Below are 19258 nucleotides of genomic sequence, written 5' to 3' on the forward strand. Positions count from 1 at the left end.
TTCGACGGTGACACGGGAGCCTGTGGCGGAAGCAGGTTGCACAGTCAACTGGCGGATCATTCCGCCACCTTGCCACCGAGCACTGACATCGGCAGGGCCGGGCGGTTCTGGGGCTTTGCGCCATGTTTGCCTGCTGACCTGCAATATCTCGAACAATCACAAGTCACAGGTGGCGCGGATGGGTGGTGACCACGGTCGGCGGCTCGGGCGTGGTGCCTTCTCGCCTTTGTGCGCGATGCGGCCCTGGAGGCCGCGTTCGCTGAGCAGAGTGCGGGTGGTGTCCGAGTCGTGGTCGGCGTCCAGGTGCACGGTGATGTCGTCGGGTGACGGCCCGGGGGCGTTCAGGCGGTCCAGGGCCGGGGCGAGCAGCGGGGGGCGTCGTGGCGGTTGGCGCCGACCAGGACACAGCCCAGGGGAATGCCGTATCCGTCCGTCATGCCCGAGCGTTTCACGCCCTGTTTGCCGCGGTCGACCGGGGAACGCCCGGCCACCGCGCCGCCTCCGGGCGCCTTGGTGATGGAGCCGTCCACGGCGATCTTGTCGAGGACGAGGCCGACGATCCGGTCGTAGGAGGCCGGCGCGATCTGCTTGAGCCGGGCGAAGACGCCCAGTTGTATCCACTCGTCGCGGCGGCTGCGGATCGTGGTGGCCGAGCAAGTTGTGTCGGCGATCGCCTCGCAGGAACAGCCGACCGTGAAGGTTGCCAGGCTTGCGTCGGCGGGGGCCTCCGCGGGTGACCGACTGGCCGGTATGCCCTTCCCGAGCGGGACCAGGGCCAGGCTGTCGTGAACGTTGGCACCGGAAACGCCGACGGACAGGGGCAGACCGGTCCGCTCGGTGATCAGATGGATCTTCGAGCCGTACTTGCCCCGGTTGACGGGATGCGGACCCGTCAGGTCCCCCTTTGGAGGCCCGCACGTTCACCAAGTCGATCGCGCAGCTCGACCAGTCCAGGTCGCCTCGGGAGCCGAGTCCGTCGAGGACCGAGCGGTGGAGCTTGGCCCAACCCTGGCCTTCGTCCACTCGGTGAACCTGCGGTGGGTCGTCGCAGGAGAAGTCCCGCAGTCAGTGGCCCATTCGGCGTTGCTCGTCGAATCGACGCAGCACCCGTACCAGACGCCATATTCCAGCCGTCGCTCCGAGCAATGCACCGCCCACCAACACGGCCTTCCTCACTGAACCGGAGAGGTCAAAGGCCAGTGCGAGAGTCAGAGCGGGGGCGAAGACCGCAGCACCCAGCGCGACGGCAGTCACCAGGGCGAAGACGATCTCCACTGTCATTGCGTCCTTTTCCCACCGCGACTCACGGCCCATGTCCATGCTTCAAGTCTCACATCACGGCAAGCCATGGCGCCTGGGCCGGACAGCCTGACTCTCATGCGTGGAGGTCGGCGCAAGCGCAGCGGTCGGCATCATCCCGGTCCGCGACAGCAAGACGGCGCCCACCGGACCCGTACTCGCCTCCCCGGCATCGCAGTGGGCGCACTTCATCGCGGCGGTGCACGACGGGCGGTCGGGGCATGACGCCGCAGGACTGGAGCTGTCAGTGCCATGCGCTAAGCATGTGCGCGTGACGGAAACTGATACGGAGTACTCCGAACTGCTACAGGCCCTCGATGAGTTCGGCGGGAGCCTCGGCCCGCATGAGCAAGTCAGTTGTCTCTACCGCCTGCTCGCGCCCTTGCTCGGTCGCGTCGAGGGTGAGGACATGGAGTTCAGCGATGAGCCTGTGCTGTCGAACCCGGAAGCGGTGCGGGGGCTGCGCAGAGCCGCGGCTGGGGAGTCGGTGGACGCCGATGCGATCCATGAGCATCTGACCGCGATGGGGCTGGTCTATTCCGAGGACCAGGACCCGGACTTGCATGTGATATCCCAGTCGGCCTACGCGGCGGCGGCCTGGCTGCGCCTGCTGGCGGGGCGGAAGCTGCGTACGGACGACCAGTCGGAAGATGACGAGGACCTGATTCCGGCGTTCGCTCCGTCGACGTTCACGCAGATCATCGACCTTCTCGCCTGGACTCGATCGGACCAGGTGTACATCTCCTGGGAGGACGCCCTCACCTACCCCGACCTGCGGGATCTGCAGGCCGCGACACGCGAACTCAGGGCGATGTACGCAGAGATCACCACCTGAGCGGCCACCGGAAAGGCGGCTTCCAGGCCACGGCCGCTCTCGCATCCGGGAGGCCGTCTGCAGACGGCTTGAGCATCTGTCCAACCCAGGGCGTCAGAGGTGTGGCATCTGTACATAGTGCGAGGGAGGCGGCCGCCCTACGTTCGGGGGACGCGGGATTTCCCGCCGGGTGACCCCCGGCTTCTCCGCCGGCCGGCCCGGCCCTCCACGGACGAAGGGGAGGTTCCCGTCCGCGCTGCTCGCGCTCTCATGCGCACGCCGGTATCCCCGGAGACGCAGACGCGATGTCCGGAGCAGCGAGGCGGGCCAGGGCGGCCGTATTCCACTCCTGGCTGCTCAGCTGATCGACCGGACCGGTCACCGCATGCCGAGCACCGCATGCGGAGCACCGTCTTCCCACGCCACCCGACCTTCCTCGCATTCCGATGGGAGCTGTTTTCATGAGCGCCCTGAGCAGGCGCCCCGAGCCGACCCCGATCGATGTCCGCCACCTACCTGCGACGGACAGAGAATCCACTGATACGAGCGCCCCCGCGTGCCACTGCGGCCAGCTGCTCACGCGCTGCCGCGGCTGCCGGACCCTCCGCTGCCTCGGCTGTGACCCCTACCGCTCGGATGACTGCGCCTTCGCTGTCTGAGCATTCCGGCATCAGAAAGCCCAGGACACAGCAGCGGACTTACGGTTCCCCCAGGCGGTTCCTCCAGGCAACGGTGAACGCTGTGTGCCACATGGCCCAACCGACCGGCCGGTACGCCGCCATCGTGGTCCACGACCGGGAGTTGGGCGGGCGGCGGCCATCAAGCCAGGAGGCCCCACAGGAATCCCGTCGCCGTTCCCCGTGAATCGCTCTAGCCTGGCGACCATGAGCAGCCTGGAGACGATCAGCGACATTCCCGTCCTCATTTGGGACGCCGAGGGCGAGACCATCGGCAGTGAGAGGGATGCCATGGACGTCATCGGTAACGCCGGGTACCAGGGTGCTGAGTGGGCGGTGATCCCGGTGGCACAGCTGGACGAGGCGTTCTTCCGGCTGCGGACGCGCCTCGCGGGGGACATCATCCAGAAGTTCGTCCAATACCGGCTCCGTCTCGCGATCGTCGGCGACATCTCCCGGCATCTCGAAGCCAGTTCGGCGCTCCGCGACTTCGTACGGGAGTGCAACCGTGGTCGGCAGACCTGGTTCCTGGCCGACATCGAGGAGTTGCGGGCCCGCCTGAGCGGCTGACCTGGCCGGCCCGCGTAATTCCGTCGCGGTCCGTACCGTGGGCCGTTAGCTTCGCGACGTGACGACACAGCTGCGAACCGAACGACTGCTGCTCCGCGACTGGCGGGAGAGCGATCTCGCCCCGTGGGCCGAGATGAACGCCGACCCGGAGGTCCGCGAACACTTTCCCGGTCTCCTCAGCCGGGAGGAGAGCGACGCGTCCGTGGCCCGCTTCCAGGCGGACCTGAAGCGGCGCGGCTGGGGGTGGTGGGCGGCCGAGGTGCGCGCCACCGGGGAGTTCATCGGGTTCGCCGGGCTGGACCCGGTGGAGGAGGAACTTCCGGTCGAGGGCGTGGAGGCGGGCTGGCGGCTGGCCCGTACCGCCTGGGGCCACGGCTACGCGACCGAGGCGGGACGGGCGGTGCTGGAGTTCGGCTTCGACTCGCTCGGCCTCCAGGAGATCGTGGCGATCACGACGGCCACCAATCTCCGCTCCCAGGCGGTCATGCGCCGCCTGGGCATGACCCACGACCCCGCCGACGACTTCGACGACCCCACCGTCCCGCCCGGCCCGCTGCGCGCCTCCGTCGTCCACCGGCTGACCCGCGACCGGTTCCACGCCACCGCCTCCTGAAGTTCCACGCCGCCGCCTGAGCCTGTTCGGCTCCGTGGCCGATGCGGGCGGGTGCTCCAGCTCTCGTGGGGGGCGCCCCGCCCGCGGCTGGTGTCATCGGCCCTCGGCACGCTCCAGTGCAACCTTCGGCAGCCGTGCGGCGAGCCGCGCCGGGAGCCACCAGGCGCGGTGGCCGAGCAGCTGTATCGCGGCGGGCACGATCATGCATCGGATGACCAGTGCGTCCAGCAGGATCGCCACCGCGAGTCCCAGGCCGAACTGCTGGAGCATCCGGCTGGGGCTGAGGACGAAGGCGGCGAACACCACGATCATGATGGCCGCGGCCGCGGTGATCACCGAGCCGGTCGCGGCCAGCCCCTCACGGACGGCGTGGCCGTGGTCCTTCGTACGCACCCACTCCTCGTGGATCCGGGAGATCAGGAACACCTCGTAGTCCATGGAGAGCCCGAAGACGATCGCGAAGATCATCACGGGGATGAATGCCTCGACGGGCCCCGGCTGCACCCCGAACCAGCCTTCCTGGAAGACCGGTGTGACCACGCCCAGCGCCGCGGAGATGCTCAGCAGGTTCAGCAGGGCCGCCTTGAGCGGGATCAGGACCGAGCGGAAGACCACCAGGAGCAGCAGCGACGACATTCCGACGACGATCGCCACGAAGAGCGGCATCCGCTGGGTGACGCTGTCGGCGAAGTCCTGGGTGGCAGCGGTGGCTCCGCCGACCAGCAGCTCGGCACCGGTGTCCCGTTCCACCGGTGGCAGCACCTCCTCCCGGAGCCGGTGCACGAGATCGGTGGTGCCCTCGTCCTGCGGGGCGGTCTCGGGAAAGACGACGACCGTCGCCGCTTTGCCGTCCTTCGAGGGCAGCGCCGGGCTGGTCGCGGCGACGCCGTCGGCCTTCGCGAGGGCGGCCCGCGCGGCCTGGCTCGCCGCGCGGTCGCCGTCCACGACGACGATCAGCGGACCGTTGAAGCCCGGTCCGAAGCCTTCCGCGAGCAGGTCGTAGGCCTGCCGGCTGGTCGTACTCGGCGCGTCGTTGCCCGCGTCCGCGAAGCCGAGGCGCATCCCGAGCGCCGGTGCGGACAGCGCGAGGAGAGCGATGACACCGGCGAGCAGCGCGGGCAGCGGACGGCGCTGCACTGCGGCCGCCAACTGCCGCCATCGCGCGCCCTCTTCCCTGCCCTTGGCCGCGGCCTTCGCGGCCCGCTTGAGCACATGCCGCTGGATCCGCGAGCCGAACAGGGCCATCAGCGCGGGCAGCAGGATCAGCGAGGCCGCCATGGTGGCGAGCACCGTCAGCGCCACCGCCAGGGCGACGCCCTGCAGTGAGCCGAGACCTAGTGCCACCAGGCCGAGCAGGGCGATGATCACGGTGCAGCCGGCGAAGAAGACCGTACGGCCCGCGGCGTCCACGGCGAGCCGGCCCGCGCTCTTGGGGTCCGCACCGCGGGTGAGTTCGTGCCGGAAGCGGTAGAAGATCAGCAGCGCGTAGTCGCCCCCCACCCCTAGCCCGACCAGCATCATGATCGGCGGGGTGAAGTCGGCGACGGTGAACACATGGGAGGCCACCGCGATCAGCCCGATCGCACCGCCCACCGCGAACAGCGCGGTGACCAGCGGCAGCGCGGCCGCCACCAGTGAGCCGAAGAGCAGTACGAGGACGACGAGCGCGGCGAGCATGCCCGCGCCTTCCGCGGAGCCGCCCCCTTCCTCCTCGGCGCCGCGTACGGCCTCGCCGCCGAGTTCGATCCGAAGGCCGTTCCCGGCCGCTGACCGTGCGGTGTCGATGATCCTGGTGACGTCGGCCTTGGGCACGTTCTGCGCCTTGTCGTCGAGCGTCACCGTGGCATAGCCGATGGTGCCGTCCTCGGAGACGGCCGAGGCGTCCGCGTAGGGGCCGCGCACCTCGGCGACGCCGGGCAGGCCGCGTACCCGGTCGAGCATCCGCTCCACGGTCGGCCGCCGCTCGGCGATGCCCCGCGGTTCCTGGAGGACGATCTGGACGCTGTCCCCGGCCTGCGCCGAGCCGTGCTGCCGCAGCAAATCCGTCGCGGCCTGGGAGTCGGTGCCGGGCAGGGTGAAGTCGTTGCGGTAGTTGCTGCCGGCCGCCTGGGAGCCGACCGTGATCGCGGCCAGTACGAACACCCACAGCAGCACCGCGCCCCAACGGTGGCGCTGGGACCAGGCGGCGAGCCGACTGAAGATGCTCGGGGCCGAGGCGTCGGCGGACGGGGCGGAGGTTTCGGTCGCGGGTGTGCCGCGCGGGACGGACATGCTCACCAGCCCCTGTTCCGGTGCGGCGAGCGGCCGGACCAGCGCGCGCCGCTCACCGCGCCGACGAGGGCACACAGGATCGGCACCGCGATGAAGGCGGCCGGCAGCGTGCCGTTGCCATCCGCCTCAGGAGTGCGGTCGAAGGCGAAGGCGAACAGCGCTGCCACGGTCTCGGTCAACAGAAAGCCGGCGGCTCCGCCGACCAGTAGGCCCACCAGCGAGGCCGGGGCCTTGTCGCGTACGGACGGTGTACTCATGGCAGCAGCGTGCGGGGCCGGTTCGGCCGCCGGCATCGGCCGCCGGCCGGTATCCGCGCTACCCCAGCGGTTGCGGGCTGCGCGAGCGCGTACCCCGAGGGTTGCGGGGCGAGGATCGCCGCGGGCGGCGGGTCAGCCCGCCAGCCAGCCGGGGCTGACCATTCCGGACTCGTAGGCCAGCACGACCAGTTGGGAACGGTCGCGTACGTCCAGCTTGGACATGATGCGGCTGACATGGGTCTTGGCGGTGGCCGGGCTCAGTACCAGCCGTGCGGCGATCTCGTCGTTGGTCAGCCCGGCCGCGACCAGTGTCATCACCTCGCGCTCCCGCTCCGTGAGTGCGTTCAGCCGAGGGCTCGGTTCGGGTGCCTTGACGCGGCCGGCGAACTCGGCGATCAGCCGCCGGGTGACGGAGGGGCTGATCAGCGCATCGCCGCGGGCAGCCACCCGTACCGCGTGCACCAGTTCCTCGGGTTCGGTGTCCTTGACCAGGAAGCCGGTGGCGCCTGCCCGCAGCGCCCCGTAGATGTAGTCGTCCAGGTCGAAGGTGGTCAGGATGACGACCCGCACCTCGGCGAGCCGCGGGTCGGCGGCGATACCGCGGGACGCCTCCAGACCGTCCACACCGGGCATACGGATGTCCATCAGGACGACGTCGGGCCGCAGTTCCCGGCAGGCGGCCACCGCGTCGTCCCCGTCGCCGACCTCGCCGACGACGGTGATGTCGTCCTCGTCCTCGAGGATCGAGCGGAATCCGGCACGCACCAGGCGCTGGTCGTCGGCCAGCAGGACCTCGATCATGAGGGATCGGCTCCGATCGTCACGTGCCCCGGCCGGTGAGAGGCGGCCGTCAGCTCACGTACGGAAGGCGGGCGTTGACGGCGAATCCACCGCGCGGCCCCTGGCCCGCGGACAGTTCGCCACCGAGCATAGCCGCCCGCTCCCGCATGCCCTCGATGCCGCTTCCGGCTGTGCTGTGACGTGCGGTCTTCCGGTGCGCCGCACTCGCCGGTCCGCCGTCGTCCTCGATCGCCAGCGAAAGCTCCCGCTCCCCGAAATCGAGCCGCACCTCGACCGCCGTGACCCCGCGCGCGTGCCGGGTCACATTGGTCAGCGACTCCTGCACGATCCGGAACGCCGCGAGATCGACCGCCGCGGGCAGCTCCCGTGCCCGTCCCCGGCTGTGCACCCGCACCTCGAAGCCCGCGGGCCTGGCCGCGGCCACCAGCTCGCCGAGGCGGGCGAGCCCCGGCGCGGGACGCGTCGGCGCCGCCTCGTCGACCTGGCGCAGCACCCCGAGCGTGGCGCGCAGTTCGCGCAGTGCCTCCCGGCTGTTCTCCTTGATCGCGGCCAGGGCCTCCTCGGCCTCCTCGGGATGCTTCTTCAGCCGGTGCAGCGAGGCGCCCGACTGCACATTGATCAGCGAGATCCGGTGCCCGATGACATCGTGCAGCTCACGGGCGATCCGCAGCCGCTCCTCGGTGGCCCGCAGCCGCGCCTCCTCCTCCGCGTACGCGAACCGTCTGTGCCGCATGGTGCCGAGCGCCACCACCGCGACCAGCCAGCCGGTGAGCATGAAGACGCTGACGATGTTGGTGTCCTCGTTCCCGGCCAGCGTCCCGATGCCCACGCCGATGACGGCGACCGCGGCGATGGCGAGCGCCGCCTGCAACCGGCCCTCCGCGGCCAGGAAGTGGAGCGCGAGGACCAGGGCGAGCACCAGAGGGCCGTCGTACTCGCTGGTGACGTAGTACGTGGCGGTGGCGGCCAGCACGAAGACCGGCACTGCCACCGGGTACCTGCGCCGTACGTACAGCGCCCCGCACGCGGCCGCGTTCAGCAGCCAGCCGAGGACCGTCACGGGCGAGGGATCCGCCGGGTTGAGCAGCAGGGACGCCGCGGTCCACACGGCCACCAGCAGCAGCACACCGCAGGCCGGCAGCAGCTCCGCCGCACCGCCGTACGGCTCCCGGCGCAACCGGCGCATGGTGTCAGCTGCCATGCGACCAGCCTAGACAGCCGCGGTGGCCTGCCCGGTCGGCCGGAGGGCGGCACTTGCGCAGCCGCCCCGCAACCACGGAGGTACAACTCCGCGCCGCTGCCACAACTCCGGGTGCAGGAGTGCTGCCCGCTCTGGGCCGACGCCTGGGGGCCGCGTCGGCAGCGATTCTCGTCGGCATGAACACGTACGAGCACAACCGCGCGGCCCCGACCCTGCTCCGGCGTCCGGACTGGCCCGTGGTGATCGGGCTGGCAGCTGTGGCGCTGATCAGGCCGCTGTTCTCGATCACCGGCCTGAGCGACAGCCTCGGCAAACCGGCCACCCCGCTGATCCTCACGGCGGCCATCTCCGTGGTGTGGGTCTGCGTCGGCGCCCTGACCCGGGTGCGCGAACCCCTGCCGACCCTCATTGCCGCCGGGCTCGCCTACGCGCTCGGCAGCACCGTGCTCAGCGGGGTGCTCTCGCCGCTGCTCGACGGGGAGTTGGACGGTCCGCTCGCCCATCCGCAGGCCATCGTCCCGGCCTTCGCGGTCAATACCGCATGGGGCGCGCTGTGCGGCGTCTGTGCGCTGGGCCTGCGCACAGTGCGCGGACGACGGGGGAGCTCCGTGCACTGAGCCCTACAGGTCCGGGTCGGTGAAGCCCCAGAAGGACCCTCCTACGGAGCGACAGGCGGTTCGGCTTCGTGCGCCCGGTGCAGCAGGTCCAGGAAGTGCGGGGCCGGTGGCAGCGGTACGGAGCCGATGCGGTGCACCGGGATGCCCGGTGTCCAGGAGTTCAGGACCACCGCTCCGGCGAGGGCCGGCAGGTCGGCGGGGGTGATCTCCCGGTCGTGCTGGGGGACGCCGAGGCGGTCCAGTTGGCGGCGGACGGTGTTCATCATGGTTCCGGCCAGCATGTCGGCGGTGGGCCACACCACGGCTTCGCCGTCCCAGAAGGCCAGGTTCCAGATCGTCCCCTCGCTGAGCCGGCCCCGCAGATCGACGAACGCGGCGTCGTCGAAGCCCTGCTCCCGGGCCTGCCGCAGAAAGTAGGTCTTGCCCACCTCGCCGACGTGCTTCACTCCCGGGAGGGGCCGCTCATACGTGACCGTGTCCAGTGACAGCGGCCCCTCAGGTCCGGACGAGGCGGGTCCGGTACGTACCAGGACGGAGAGTTCCGCGTCGGGCGGTGCGACGGTGAACTCACCCGCCGTCGAGTACACGACGGCGGTCAGTGAAACGTCGGCCGGGCCGTCCTTCAGCGCCGTCCGCAGATACGATCGCACCCGGTCGTCGGGCAGCGCCCGGCCGAACAGCTCCAGGGAGGCGGACCTGAGCCGCTCCAGATGCAGGTCGAGGCCCCTCACCCGGCCGTCCCGCACCTGCATGGCGGTGAAGTGCGCGTAGCCCGCGAAAGCGAGCGGGGCCAGCTCTTCGGCGGTGGCCGTGCGGCCGTCCCGCTGCACCACGTACGGGGTCGTCTGAGGCCGCCCGTTCAGGGCGGGCGTGGAATGTTCGCTCATGCCGGGACGTTAAGCCCTGACACCGATGCGAAGGTCAACAACGTCGACACGGACAGGGGCAGGGCACATGCTGATCGGGGAGTTGTCCCGGCGTACGGGGGTCAGTTCCCGGATGCTGCGCTACTACGAGGCACAGGGGCTGCTGGCGGCAGGGCGCGGACCGAATGGTTACCGCGACTACGGCGAGGACGCGCTGGTCACCGTGGCGCAGATCCGTGCCCTGCTGCGGGCCGGCCTGTCCACGGAGGTGATCCGTACGGTGCTGCCGTGCGCCCGGGGCGAGCAGCCGGTCATCCACTGGTGCGAGGAACTGCACGCCATCCTGAACGGGGAGCTGGCCTCGATGGACGAGCGGATCGACGCCCTCCAGCGCAGCCGGGGCTCGCTCGCCGATCTCCTGAAACCGTCCTGAGCCGACTTCGGCGTGTGGCCGGGACGGGTTCCCGAGCCGCACGCCGAAGGGCCCTGGTGCGCGGTCAGCCGGCCTCACCGATGTCGAGCGACGTGCCGTACAGCCGGGACACCTGGAGGCGGATGACGACGCGCTGTTCCGCCACCGCCTCGGCCAGGAACGCCTCCTCGTCCTTCGCGGAGGCGAATCCGCCGGCCATGGTGGCGAGTTCCCGGCCGACCGCGTCGCCGGGGACGGTGGTGGGTTCGGAGACCTCCGCTTCGCCCTCGGCGACGGCGAAGGTCCACACATCCGGGCTCACATGCAGGGCCGCGTGCGGGTCGGCGCGGAGGTGGCGGGGTTTGAGGCGGTCCCGTGTCGAGGAGATCCGCAGAACGCGTGCTGTCTCGTCCCATCGGTACAGAACCGTGGTCAGGTGCGGGTGACCGCTCTTGCGGACGCTCGCCAGCACCCCGAACTGCTGCTCGGCGAGGAGTCGGTGGAGTTCGTTCTCGGTGAGCGGGCGCGGAGCCGGGCCGGACATAGGGGGTTCCCTTCTGGGGTGATGGACGGTGCGGAGGTACGGGAGTCAGCCGACGGGCTGCTTCGCGGCGGTGGACGGTGCGGTTGCCGGTGCGTTGGCCTGTGCGGTGGCCGTCTCCGCCGTGGTGCCCGGCTTGCGGAGCGCCAGGAACGCGACGGCGAGCGCCACGACGAGCAGTCCGGTTCCGGCGGCGAAGGCCACCTGGTAGCCGCCGGTCAGGGCCGCGGTGCGGGGGCTGCCCGAGGCGGTCAGCGCGCGGGTGCGGGCGGCTGCCAGGGTGGACAGCGTGGCCACGCCGAGAGCCATCCCGATCTGCTGCGTGGTGTTGAACAGCCCTGAGGCCAGCCCCGCGTCCCGTTCGTCCGCGCCGGACATGCCCAGCGCGGTGAGGGCCGGGAGTGCGAGACCGAAGCCTGCCGCGAGCAGCATCACGGGCAGCAGGTCGGTGGCGTAGTGCGCGCGCTCGGGCAGCCGGACGAGCAGGCCGAGCACTCCGATCAGCAGGCCAAGTCCGGTCAGCAGCACGGCTCGTTCCCCGTACCGCGCGATCAGCCGCGCCGAGACGCCGAGCGACACCAGGCCGATGACGAGGGCGGCCGGCAGCATCGCGATGCCGGTGCGCGCGGCGCTGTAGCCGAGCACACCCTGGAGGTAGAGGGCGACCAGCACCTGGAAGGAGTACAGCGCCGCCACCATCAGCATCTGGACGATGTTCGCCACCGCGACCGTACGCACGCGCAGGATCCGCAGCGGCATCAGCGGCGTACGGGCCCGGGACTGGCGGACGAAGAATCCGGCGATGAGGGCGGCGCCGAGGAGCGTGGGGAGGAGGGTGTGCGGTGAACTCCACCCGTGTGTGGTGGTGTTGATCACGCCGTAGATGCCCGCCATCAGGCCCACGGTGATCAGCAGCGCGCCCCAGGCGTCGGCCCCGGCACGCAGCCCGAGCCCGTTGTCGGACGGCAACGCCGGCAGGGCGAGGGCGATGACGGCGGCACCGATGGGCAGGTTGATGAAGAAGATCCAGTGCCAGGTGAGCAGGTCGGTCAGAACTCCGCCGAGGACCTGGCCGATGGAGGCACCGGCGGCGCCGGTGAAACTGAACACGGCTATGGCGCGGGCTCTCTCCCGGCGTCCGGGGTACAGCGTGACGAGGATGCCGAGCCCCACGGCCGCCGCCATGGCGCTGCCGACGCCTTGCAGGAAGCGCGCGGCGATCAGCACGGCGGGGGTGGTGGCGAGCCCGGCCAGCAGCGAGGCGGCGGTGAAGACACCGGTACCGGCAAGGAACATCGTCTTGCGGCCGACCAGGTCACCGAGCCGGCCGGCGAGCAGCAGCAGGCTCCCGAAGGCGATGAGATAGGCGTTGACGATCCAACTCAGCTGCGCGGAGCTGAAGTTGAGGTCGCGCTGAATGGCCGGCATCGCCACGGTGACGATGGATCCGTCGAGGACGATCATCAGCGTTCCGGCGGCGATGACGCCGAGGGCGAGGCCGCGGGGACGTCGGACGGCGGGTGCGGGCTTCGCTGAGGTTGCGGGCCTTGCGGAAATGACGGGCATGTCGGCCTCTCTGGGCGCACGGCGATGTGGCGGAGCGGATGGGGCGACGCCCCCTCCAGCAGCTCCAGCAGGGATAGCGAGACCGTAGCAGATAGTTTCGTTGCAGACGATACTCTTGAAGACGATACCGTTCGGAACCAGTTTCTCGGTAAGCTGAGCCCATGACCGCCATGAATCCGCCGGCCCGCACCCAGCCGGACCTCTCCTACCTGCTGGACCACACCAGCCATGTGCTGCGCACCCAGATGGCCGCAGCGCTCGCCGAGATCGGGCTGACGGCACGTATGCACTGCGTACTGGTGCACGCGCTGGAACGGGAGTGCACCCAGAGCGAACTCGCCGAGATCGGCGACATGGACAAGACCACGATGGTGGTCACCGTCGACGCCCTGGAGAAGGCCGGGCTCGCCGAGCGCCGCCCCTCCAGCACCGACCGCCGGGCACGGATCATCGCGGTCACCGAGGAGGGCGCGCGGACGGCGGAGCGCAGCCGGCGGATCGTGGACGAGGTGCACGAACGGGCGCTCGGCGCGCTGCCGGACGGCGACCGGGAGACCTTCCTGCGGCTCCTCGACCACCTGGCGACCGGCCACCTCAGCAGCCCCTCCCCCACCCCCGCCCCGGCCCGCCGGGCCCGACAGCGCAGCCGGTGACCCGAGCGCGGCGGAGGGGCCGACCCGGGGATCCGATCCGGGCAGGCGACCCAATCCGGACCGAGCCGGGGATCCGATCCGGCCAGGCAACCCGATCCGGGCCGGCGATCCGATCCGCGTCGAGCCGGGGATTCCGCGGGCCGAGGGTGCCGTACGACGGCGTTCGCGCGACCATGGAACGCGACCAGGAACGGGGCCGAGGGACCGACCACGGGACGGCTGAGGGGAACCGATGGCTGCGACGTCCAAGCGCGTGATCGTGACGGGACAGGTGCAGGGGGTCTTCTTCCGGGACACCTGCCGCCGGACAGCCGTTGCGCACGGCGTGCACGGATGGGTGCGCAATCTGCCCGACGGCAGCGTGGAGGCGCTCTTCGAGGGCGAGGCGGATGCCGTCGACGCGCTGGTGGAGTGGGCACACGAAGGGCCTCCGGCAGCGGTCGTCGACAACGTGCAGGTGACCGAGCAGGAGCCGCAGGGGCACTCATCGTTCGAGGTGCGCACGACCGCCATGTCACCGGGCGAGGGCGGGTGACGGAAGCGGAGCACCGGCGGTGAGCGGACCTGAGGAGCGGGCGACGGCGGACCCCGAACTGCGCGTGCGGGTGCCGGACGAGCTGCGCTTCTTCCTCCCCGCACGGCTGCGCCGCAGGGCCGCCGAGGACCCGGAGGGGGTGCCCTGCCCGTACGACGGGACGTCCTCGCTCGGCCATGTCGTGCAGTCACTGGGGGTGCCGCTGACGGAAGTGGCCGGGCTGCGGGCCGACGGCACGGCTGTCCCCGACTCCTACCGCCCGCCGGACGGTGCCCGTATCGCGCTGACCCCGGTGCCTCGTCCGCAGCCGCTGCCGCCGGATGCGCCCTCGCCGCTGCGGTTCGTGCTCGACGTCCATCTGGGCGCGCTGGCCCGGCGGTTGAGGCTGCTCGGTGTGGACACCGCCTACCGCAACGACGCCCACGACCCGGAGCTGGTGCGGCAGGCCAACGAGGAGCGGCGCATTCTGCTGACCCAGGACCGTGGCCTGCTGCGCAGGCGGACCCTGTGGCTGGGCGCCTATGTACGGGGCAGTCGCCCCGACGACCAAATCACCGATGTGCTGGCCCGGTTCGACCCGCCGCTGGCCCCCTGGACGCGCTGCCCGGCGTGCAACGGGACGTTGGTGGCCGTCGCCAAGGAAGAGATCGCCGACCAGTTGCCGCCCGGCACCCGCCGCACGTATGACACGTTCACCCGCTGCACCGTTTGTGGGCGCCTGTATTGGCCCGGCGCCCACCATGCGGGGCTTACGGCACGCGTTGATGCGGCTCGGCGTGCCGCGGAGGGCGATGACGCGGCGCCCTAGCCATGTCCGGCACCCTCATTTCCGCGTACCCGGCATGGGGTGCTGCGCTTGCCCACCCTGCGCCCTGGGGGCACCTCCCGGACGGAGTCTGGGGGAGCAGACTGCCCAAGCGCAGCAGGGGGGGCGCGCCCCGAAGGGGCGCGGGGAACTGCGCGCGCAACCACAACGCAACCCGCAGCCCGCAAGCGACAGGCAGGGGCACCCCCTACCGCTGGCGGAAACGCAATACGTACCGGCGCTGCCACGGCGTCTCCACCGCGCGCCGCGAATAATGCGTACGGACGTAGTCGACGGCCTCGTCGGGCGGGACTCCGTCGAGGACTGCGAGGCAGGCCAGGGCCGTACCCGTACGGCCCTGGCCACCGCCGCAGGCGACCTCCACCCGCTCGGCGACGGCGCGTTCCCACACCTGGTGCAGTGCCTGGCGGGCCTCGGCGCGGTCGCTGGGCAGCCGGAAGTCGGGCCAGCGCAGCCAGCGGGACTCCCAGTCGACCGGGGACGGCCGGCGGCCCAGCAGATAGAGGCCGAACTGCGGTTCGGGGCCGGCCGGCAGGGCATGGCGCAGCCCGCGGCCGCGGACGAGTCGGCCGGACGGCAGGCGCAGCACCCCCGGCGCATCCGATTCCCAGGTGTCGTTCACGCGCGGAGCCTAGCCCGCGCGTCGGCGGGGCACGGGCGGTTCCGGAGATCCGGCCGGGCTCCCCCGTACGGACCCGCCCCGGCGGCGGGTGCCGAGGCGCGGCGGGAGACTCGCCTGGACGGCCGCCAGTACAGCCGCCCAGACGACCAGTACTGCCGCCCAGGCGACCAGTACAGCCGCCCAGGCGAAGGGCATGACGGGACATGGACATGGAGCTGGGAATCTTCGTGGAGCGGGACGGACTGCCCGCGGTACGGCTGGAGCGCCCGTTCGCCGTGAGCCCGGAGGAGGTGTGGCGGGCGCTGACGGAGCCGGACCGGATGGCGGCCTGGTTCCCCTCGCCCACCGTGCACATCGAGCCGATGGTGGGCGGGCGCGTCGACTTCGCGGGCGACCCGTACGCGGAGGACTCCTCGGGCACGGTCCTGGAGTACGACCCGCCGCGCCGGCTCGGTTACACCTGGGGCGACGACGAGCTGCTGTTCGAGCTCGGCCGGCGCGGCGAGGGCTGCCTGCTCGCCCTCACGGACGTGCTGGAGGACCGAACGGCGGCCGCCCGCAACGCGGCGGGCTGGGACGTGTGCCTCGACGAGCTGGCGAAGCTCCTCTCCGGCGGCACCCCCTCCGGCCCGCACGACGCCACGGCCACCGACTGGCGGGCCCGCTACGACGCGTATGTCGCCGCCGGGATGCCCACCGGGGCACCGCTGCCGGAAGGCGGCGACCCGGGCTGAGCGCGTCCGGGAGCGGGCGTACATGGGCTGGCGTGCGTGGGCGGGCCTGCGTCGGCGGACGTACGTGGGCCGGCGCGGGCTCACGTCCAGCGGCGGGCCACGAGCACGGTCCAGCAGGTGAGTGCGGCGCACAGGGCTCCGCCGGTGGCGAAGACCGTGGCGTGCCGGCCGTCCTGGAGGAGGGAGGTGGTCAGCGCCACCGTCGCGGAGCTGGCCAGTATGGCGGAGGCCGAGAAGAGCGAGGCGGCGCGGGCCCGGGCCGGGGCGGGCAGCAGCCGGGGAAGCCAGGTCTGCAAGGTGGTGTGGAGGTAGCTCCAGCCCGTGCCCAGCAGTACGGCGCACAGCATCAGCACGGCTGTGCCGGGCACGAGCGCGGCGAGCAGCGCGCCCGCCACACCCATCGAACCGCCGATGGCGAGCAGCCGCCCGGGGCCCCACACCCGTGCGTGCCGGCGCAGCACCAGCGTGCTGCCGAGCACGCCTGCGGCGTAGGCGACCAGCACGGCGGAGGTCGACGCCTGTCCGCCCGCGGTGGCCAGTGCGGGGGCCAGCAGCGCCGGCAGCCCCAGCATGACCGCGCCTTCGGCGGCGCCGAGGCCGAGCACGGTCCCGTAGGCGAGGGAGGAGCGCCCGGTCGCCGCTTCCGGGCACTTCTCGTATGTCCTGGCCCGCTCGGCGGGGGCGGTCCGTGGCCGGGTGGCCGCGTGGATCCGGCAGACCGTGACCGCGGTCAGTACGGCGATGACGGCGAACGCGGGCCGCCAGGAACCGCAGCGCAGCACGGTGTCGGCGAGGACGGGGGAGGCAATCGCGCTCGCCGCCGTCACGGTGGTGAGGGTGGCGAACGCGCGCTGTCTGGCCTGCGCGGGGTTCAGCGACTCGTAGTACAGGGAGACCGAGGGGGTGACGGTGGCGAAGCCCGCGCCGGCGGCGGTGCGCAGCGCGATCCACCATGCCGGGCCCGGGCACAGGGCCGAGCCGACGGACGCGGCCGCTGCCACGAGCAGTCCGGTGCGCAGGGTGCGGCCGGGTCCGTACCGGTCGGCCAGCCATCCCCACACCGGCAGGGCGAGCCCCTGGCCGAGGGAGTAGGCGGCGAGCCCTGTGGTGACGGTGCCGATGTCCGTGTGCCAGGCCGTGGCGAGCGCCGCCAGCAGCGGCGCTGCGAGATGCCAGTCGGCGTTGCCGAGGGCGGCGGCCCAGCGCAGCGCGGACATGGTGCCCCCTCTCTCGCGGTCGCACCGGTGCTCTGCCGGGCGCGGTCCGGCTGCCGGGCGACGGCCGGGCCCGCGGAGGTCCGGCCACCGCGACGAACCTACGGAAGGAGAGAATATGGGCGTTTTCCACAAGAAGGCGTTGTGTGCTGGAATTTGACCCCATCTGGGGACCCGCTGTCCGGGCGGCTCCCGGACGCGTTCCCGGCCCGTGCCACGGCGGCCGGAACCGGGGGGCGGCGTTTCGGGGCGGCCGGATCAGCCCCGTATCGTCGGTTTCCGCGCAACACCGGAACGACAACAGGAAGGCAGGCGAGCGGCGTGCGGGAGCAGTCCTCAGGAGCCGGCGGACAGCGGCGCGGCGGTGGGCGGCCCTACGGACGCGGTGGTTACGGCGGTCCGCGCGGCGGGCACCGGCCGCGCGGACACGGCGGCCCGCCGCGCGAGCACCCCGGCCGCTCGGCGTACGACGAGCACCGGCCGCGCGCTCCCCGCACCGGACTGGCAGCCGAGCTGCGGTCGTTGGAGGGCGCGCAGTACGGGCGGTACAAGAGCCTGGTCGGGCGCTGGGAGATGCCCGGCGGGGAGCTGCTGGAGCTGGTGCGCGGACAGTCGGACCCGTACGCGCCACCCGCCCGGGTCGCCCTCCATGTGCCGGGGCGGCTCGCCGCGCTGCCGCCCGAGTTGTGGCGGACCGCCACCCGGCGGCGCGCGCTCTCCTCCTACCTGGCGCGGCAGGCCGCGCGTGCCGTGCGCGGCGAGAAGGCGCTGCGGGTGGACGCGGGCGGCCAGGAGGTGCTGGAGCGCAGTTCGTGCACCGTCAGCGGCGAGGACGGCTCGGTGACGCTGCGGCTGGGTGCCGCGCTGCCGGGGCACGGGCGGCGGATCGACGGGCGGGAGGCGGAGCGGCTGTTGTGCCAGGTGCTGCCGCGGGTGGTCGAACGGGCGCTGTGCTACGGCGCGTTGGACGCGGACGCCGTCCGGCAGTTCGTGGAGACGGTCGAGGACTCGGTGGCGCTGCGGGACGCGCTGGACGGGCTCGGCCTGGTGGGGTTCGTCGCCGACGGCGCGGTGCTGCCGCGCCGCAGCGGGGTGGACGACCGGCCGGCCACGGGCGGCGGCGTGGTGCCGTTCACCTCGCCGCAGGAGCTGCGGGTGACGGTCGAGTTGCCGCACGCGGGCGCGGTGACCGGCATGGGGGTGCCGGAGGGCGTGAACCTGGTGGTCGGCGGGGGCTTCCACGGCAAGTCGACGCTGCTGCGGGCGCTGGAGACCGGCATCTGGGACCATGTGCCGGGCGACGGGCGCGAGTTGGTCGTCTCACGGAGCGAGACGGTGAAGCTGCGGGCCGAGGACGGCCGCCGTGTCGAGCGGGTGGATGTGCACGCGTTCGTCGACCATCTGCCGGACGGTTCGGACACCTCCGACTTCTCGACGCAGAACGCCTCCGGGTCCACCTCGCAGGCCGCGTCGCTGTGCGAGGCCGTGGAGGCGGGCGCGCGGGTGCTGCTGATCGACGAGGACACCGCGGCGACGAACCTGATGATCCGGGACGCGCGGATGCAGTCGCTGGTCGCCAAGGACCGTGAGCCGCTGACGCCGCTGGTGGACACCATCCGCTCGCTCCACCGCGACCACGGTGTCTCGACGGTGCTGGTGATGGGCGGCTCCGGGGACTATCTCGAGGTCGCGGACCGCGTCGTGATGATGGACGCCTACCGCCCCTCCGATGTGACCGCACGGGCGCACGAGATCGCGGCGGTGCCCACCGGGCGGCATGCCGAGGCGGAGTCGTTCCCCGGTGTCGTGGCGCGGGTGCCCGACCCCTCGTCGCTGGACGCCGAGGTGCGCGGGCGCCCCCGGATCCGGGCGCGGGGCGAGGACGTGCTCTCCTTCGGCGACCACGAGGTGGACCTGCGCGCCGTCGAGCAGATCGCCGACCCGCGCCAGGTCACCGGTATCGGCCTGGCGCTCGAGCTGATGGTGCGGCGCGGACTGCTGGACGGGCAGCGCACGTTGGCGGAAGCGCTGGATCAGTTGGACGAGCTGCTGGCGGACGGCGCCACGGGCCCGCTTCTCAGCATTCGGGACGAGGATTTCGCCGTGCCCCGTCGCTTCGAGACCGCCGCGGCGATCAACCGGGTCAGAGGGCTGCGGATGCTCCGCTGA

Annotated in this window: 20 protein-coding genes and 3 pseudogenes; 11 read left to right on the forward strand and 12 right to left on the reverse strand. The window is 71.9% G+C overall.

From position 1 onward, the window contains the following. Positions 1–189 precede the first annotated feature (189 nt). From ACQEU8_RS08185 to ACQEU8_RS08195, 3 genes and pseudogenes are all read right to left on the reverse strand, one after another. Positions 190–692, reverse strand: a pseudogene (locus tag ACQEU8_RS08185) (transposase); the annotation flags it as partial. Continuing rightward, a pseudogene (locus ACQEU8_RS08190) lies at positions 691–1046 on the reverse strand (IS5/IS1182 family transposase); the annotation flags it as partial. The pseudogenes ACQEU8_RS08190 and ACQEU8_RS08185, both read right to left, overlap by 2 nt. A gap of 19 nt (positions 1047–1065) precedes the next feature. Further along, positions 1066–1320, reverse strand: coding sequence for a DUF6332 family protein (locus ACQEU8_RS08195; protein WP_433098372.1), 255 nt, complete (start codon positions 1318–1320; stop codon positions 1066–1068). Positions 1321–1381: 61 nt separating this feature from the next. Here ACQEU8_RS08195 and ACQEU8_RS08200 point away from each other — a divergent pair. From ACQEU8_RS08200 to ACQEU8_RS08215, 4 genes and pseudogenes are all read left to right on the forward strand, one after another. Further along, a pseudogene (locus ACQEU8_RS08200) lies at positions 1382–1489 on the forward strand (DUF397 domain-containing protein); the annotation flags it as partial. Between the two features lie 81 nt (positions 1490–1570). Then, a complete protein-coding gene (locus tag ACQEU8_RS08205; RefSeq protein WP_433102229.1) occupies positions 1571–2134 on the forward strand; it encodes a hypothetical protein in 564 nt (187 codons plus the stop codon). Positions 2135–2997: 863 nt separating this feature from the next. Next, on the forward strand, positions 2998–3360 hold the full coding sequence (locus ACQEU8_RS08210) for a DUF4180 domain-containing protein (protein ID WP_433098374.1): 363 nt from the start codon (positions 2998–3000) through the stop codon (positions 3358–3360). 58 nt (positions 3361–3418) lie between these two features. Continuing rightward, positions 3419–3973, forward strand: coding sequence for a GNAT family N-acetyltransferase (locus ACQEU8_RS08215; protein WP_433098376.1), 555 nt, complete (start codon positions 3419–3421; stop codon positions 3971–3973). A gap of 93 nt (positions 3974–4066) precedes the next feature. Here ACQEU8_RS08215 and ACQEU8_RS08220 read toward each other — a convergent pair whose 3' ends face one another. From ACQEU8_RS08220 to ACQEU8_RS08235, 4 genes are all read right to left on the reverse strand, one after another. Next, the gene (locus ACQEU8_RS08220; RefSeq protein ID WP_433098378.1) at positions 4067–6244 is read right to left on the reverse strand and encodes an MMPL family transporter; all 2178 of its coding nucleotides are present in this window, start codon (positions 6242–6244) and stop codon (positions 4067–4069) included. 2 nt (positions 6245–6246) lie between these two features. Continuing rightward, complete coding sequence (locus ACQEU8_RS08225) at positions 6247–6501, reverse strand: hypothetical protein (protein WP_433098380.1); 255 nt, start codon at positions 6499–6501, stop codon at positions 6247–6249. Positions 6502–6633: 132 nt separating this feature from the next. Then, positions 6634–7302, reverse strand: coding sequence for a response regulator (locus ACQEU8_RS08230; protein WP_433098382.1), 669 nt, complete (start codon positions 7300–7302; stop codon positions 6634–6636). A 49-nt stretch (positions 7303–7351) separates the two neighbouring features. Continuing rightward, on the reverse strand, positions 7352–8503 hold the full coding sequence (locus tag ACQEU8_RS08235) for a sensor histidine kinase (protein ID WP_433098384.1): 1152 nt from the start codon (positions 8501–8503) through the stop codon (positions 7352–7354). A 176-nt stretch (positions 8504–8679) separates the two neighbouring features. On the opposite strand from ACQEU8_RS08235, the gene ACQEU8_RS08240 reads away from it, so the two are divergent. Further along, positions 8680–9120 carry a hypothetical protein gene (locus ACQEU8_RS08240; protein WP_433098386.1) on the forward strand — a complete coding sequence of 147 codons (441 nt, stop codon included), beginning with the start codon at positions 8680–8682 and terminating at the stop codon, positions 9118–9120. 41 nt (positions 9121–9161) lie between these two features. Here the strand turns inward: ACQEU8_RS08240 and ACQEU8_RS08245 are convergent, their stop codons facing one another. After that, positions 9162–10007: an aminotransferase class IV family protein gene (locus ACQEU8_RS08245; RefSeq protein ID WP_433098388.1), complete on the reverse strand. Its 846-nt coding sequence runs from the start codon at positions 10005–10007 to the stop codon at positions 9162–9164. Positions 10008–10074: 67 nt separating this feature from the next. Here ACQEU8_RS08245 and ACQEU8_RS08250 point away from each other — a divergent pair, with 67 nt between their 5' ends. After that, positions 10075–10419, forward strand: coding sequence for a MerR family transcriptional regulator (locus tag ACQEU8_RS08250; protein ID WP_433098390.1), 345 nt, complete (start codon positions 10075–10077; stop codon positions 10417–10419). 64 nt (positions 10420–10483) lie between these two features. Here the strand turns inward: ACQEU8_RS08250 and ACQEU8_RS08255 are convergent, their stop codons facing one another. Further along, positions 10484–10942 (reverse strand): TIGR03618 family F420-dependent PPOX class oxidoreductase, encoded by a 459-nt coding sequence (locus tag ACQEU8_RS08255; RefSeq protein WP_433098392.1) that lies wholly within the window; start codon positions 10940–10942, stop codon positions 10484–10486. A 45-nt stretch (positions 10943–10987) separates the two neighbouring features. Next, positions 10988–12505, reverse strand: coding sequence for an MFS transporter (locus ACQEU8_RS08260; RefSeq protein WP_433098394.1), 1518 nt, complete (start codon positions 12503–12505; stop codon positions 10988–10990). Positions 12506–12666: 161 nt separating this feature from the next. Between ACQEU8_RS08260 and ACQEU8_RS08265 the strand changes: the two genes are divergently transcribed. The 3 genes from ACQEU8_RS08265 (at position 12667) to ACQEU8_RS08275 (ending at position 14501) form a co-directional block, all read left to right on the forward strand. Next, a complete protein-coding gene (locus ACQEU8_RS08265) occupies positions 12667–13158 on the forward strand; it encodes a MarR family winged helix-turn-helix transcriptional regulator (protein ID WP_433098396.1) in 492 nt (163 codons plus the stop codon). A 232-nt stretch (positions 13159–13390) separates the two neighbouring features. Continuing rightward, entirely contained in the window at positions 13391–13693 is a 303-nt protein-coding gene (locus tag ACQEU8_RS08270) for an acylphosphatase (protein ID WP_433098398.1), read from the forward strand. A 19-nt stretch (positions 13694–13712) separates the two neighbouring features. Then, a complete protein-coding gene (locus ACQEU8_RS08275; RefSeq protein ID WP_433098400.1) occupies positions 13713–14501 on the forward strand; it encodes a Mut7-C RNAse domain-containing protein in 789 nt (262 codons plus the stop codon). A 205-nt stretch (positions 14502–14706) separates the two neighbouring features. Here ACQEU8_RS08275 and ACQEU8_RS08280 read toward each other — a convergent pair whose 3' ends face one another. Further along, a complete protein-coding gene (locus tag ACQEU8_RS08280; RefSeq protein WP_433098402.1) occupies positions 14707–15141 on the reverse strand; it encodes a protein-tyrosine phosphatase family protein in 435 nt (144 codons plus the stop codon). A gap of 203 nt (positions 15142–15344) precedes the next feature. On the opposite strand from ACQEU8_RS08280, the gene ACQEU8_RS08285 reads away from it, so the two are divergent. Beyond that, the gene (locus tag ACQEU8_RS08285; RefSeq protein ID WP_433098404.1) at positions 15345–15875 is read left to right on the forward strand and encodes an SRPBCC family protein; all 531 of its coding nucleotides are present in this window, start codon (positions 15345–15347) and stop codon (positions 15873–15875) included. An 80-nt stretch (positions 15876–15955) separates the two neighbouring features. Here ACQEU8_RS08285 and ACQEU8_RS08290 read toward each other — a convergent pair whose 3' ends face one another. Further along, positions 15956–17092, reverse strand: coding sequence for an MFS transporter (locus ACQEU8_RS08290; protein ID WP_433098406.1), 1137 nt, complete (start codon positions 17090–17092; stop codon positions 15956–15958). Between the two features lie 318 nt (positions 17093–17410). Here ACQEU8_RS08290 and ACQEU8_RS08295 point away from each other — a divergent pair, with 318 nt between their 5' ends. Next, positions 17411–19258 carry an ABC-ATPase domain-containing protein gene (locus tag ACQEU8_RS08295; protein ID WP_433098407.1) on the forward strand — a complete coding sequence of 616 codons (1848 nt, stop codon included), beginning with the start codon at positions 17411–17413 and terminating at the stop codon, positions 19256–19258.

This window comes from Streptomyces sp. CA-250714, from assembly GCF_050936705.1.
GTDB lineage: Bacteria > Actinomycetota > Actinomycetes > Streptomycetales > Streptomycetaceae > Streptomyces.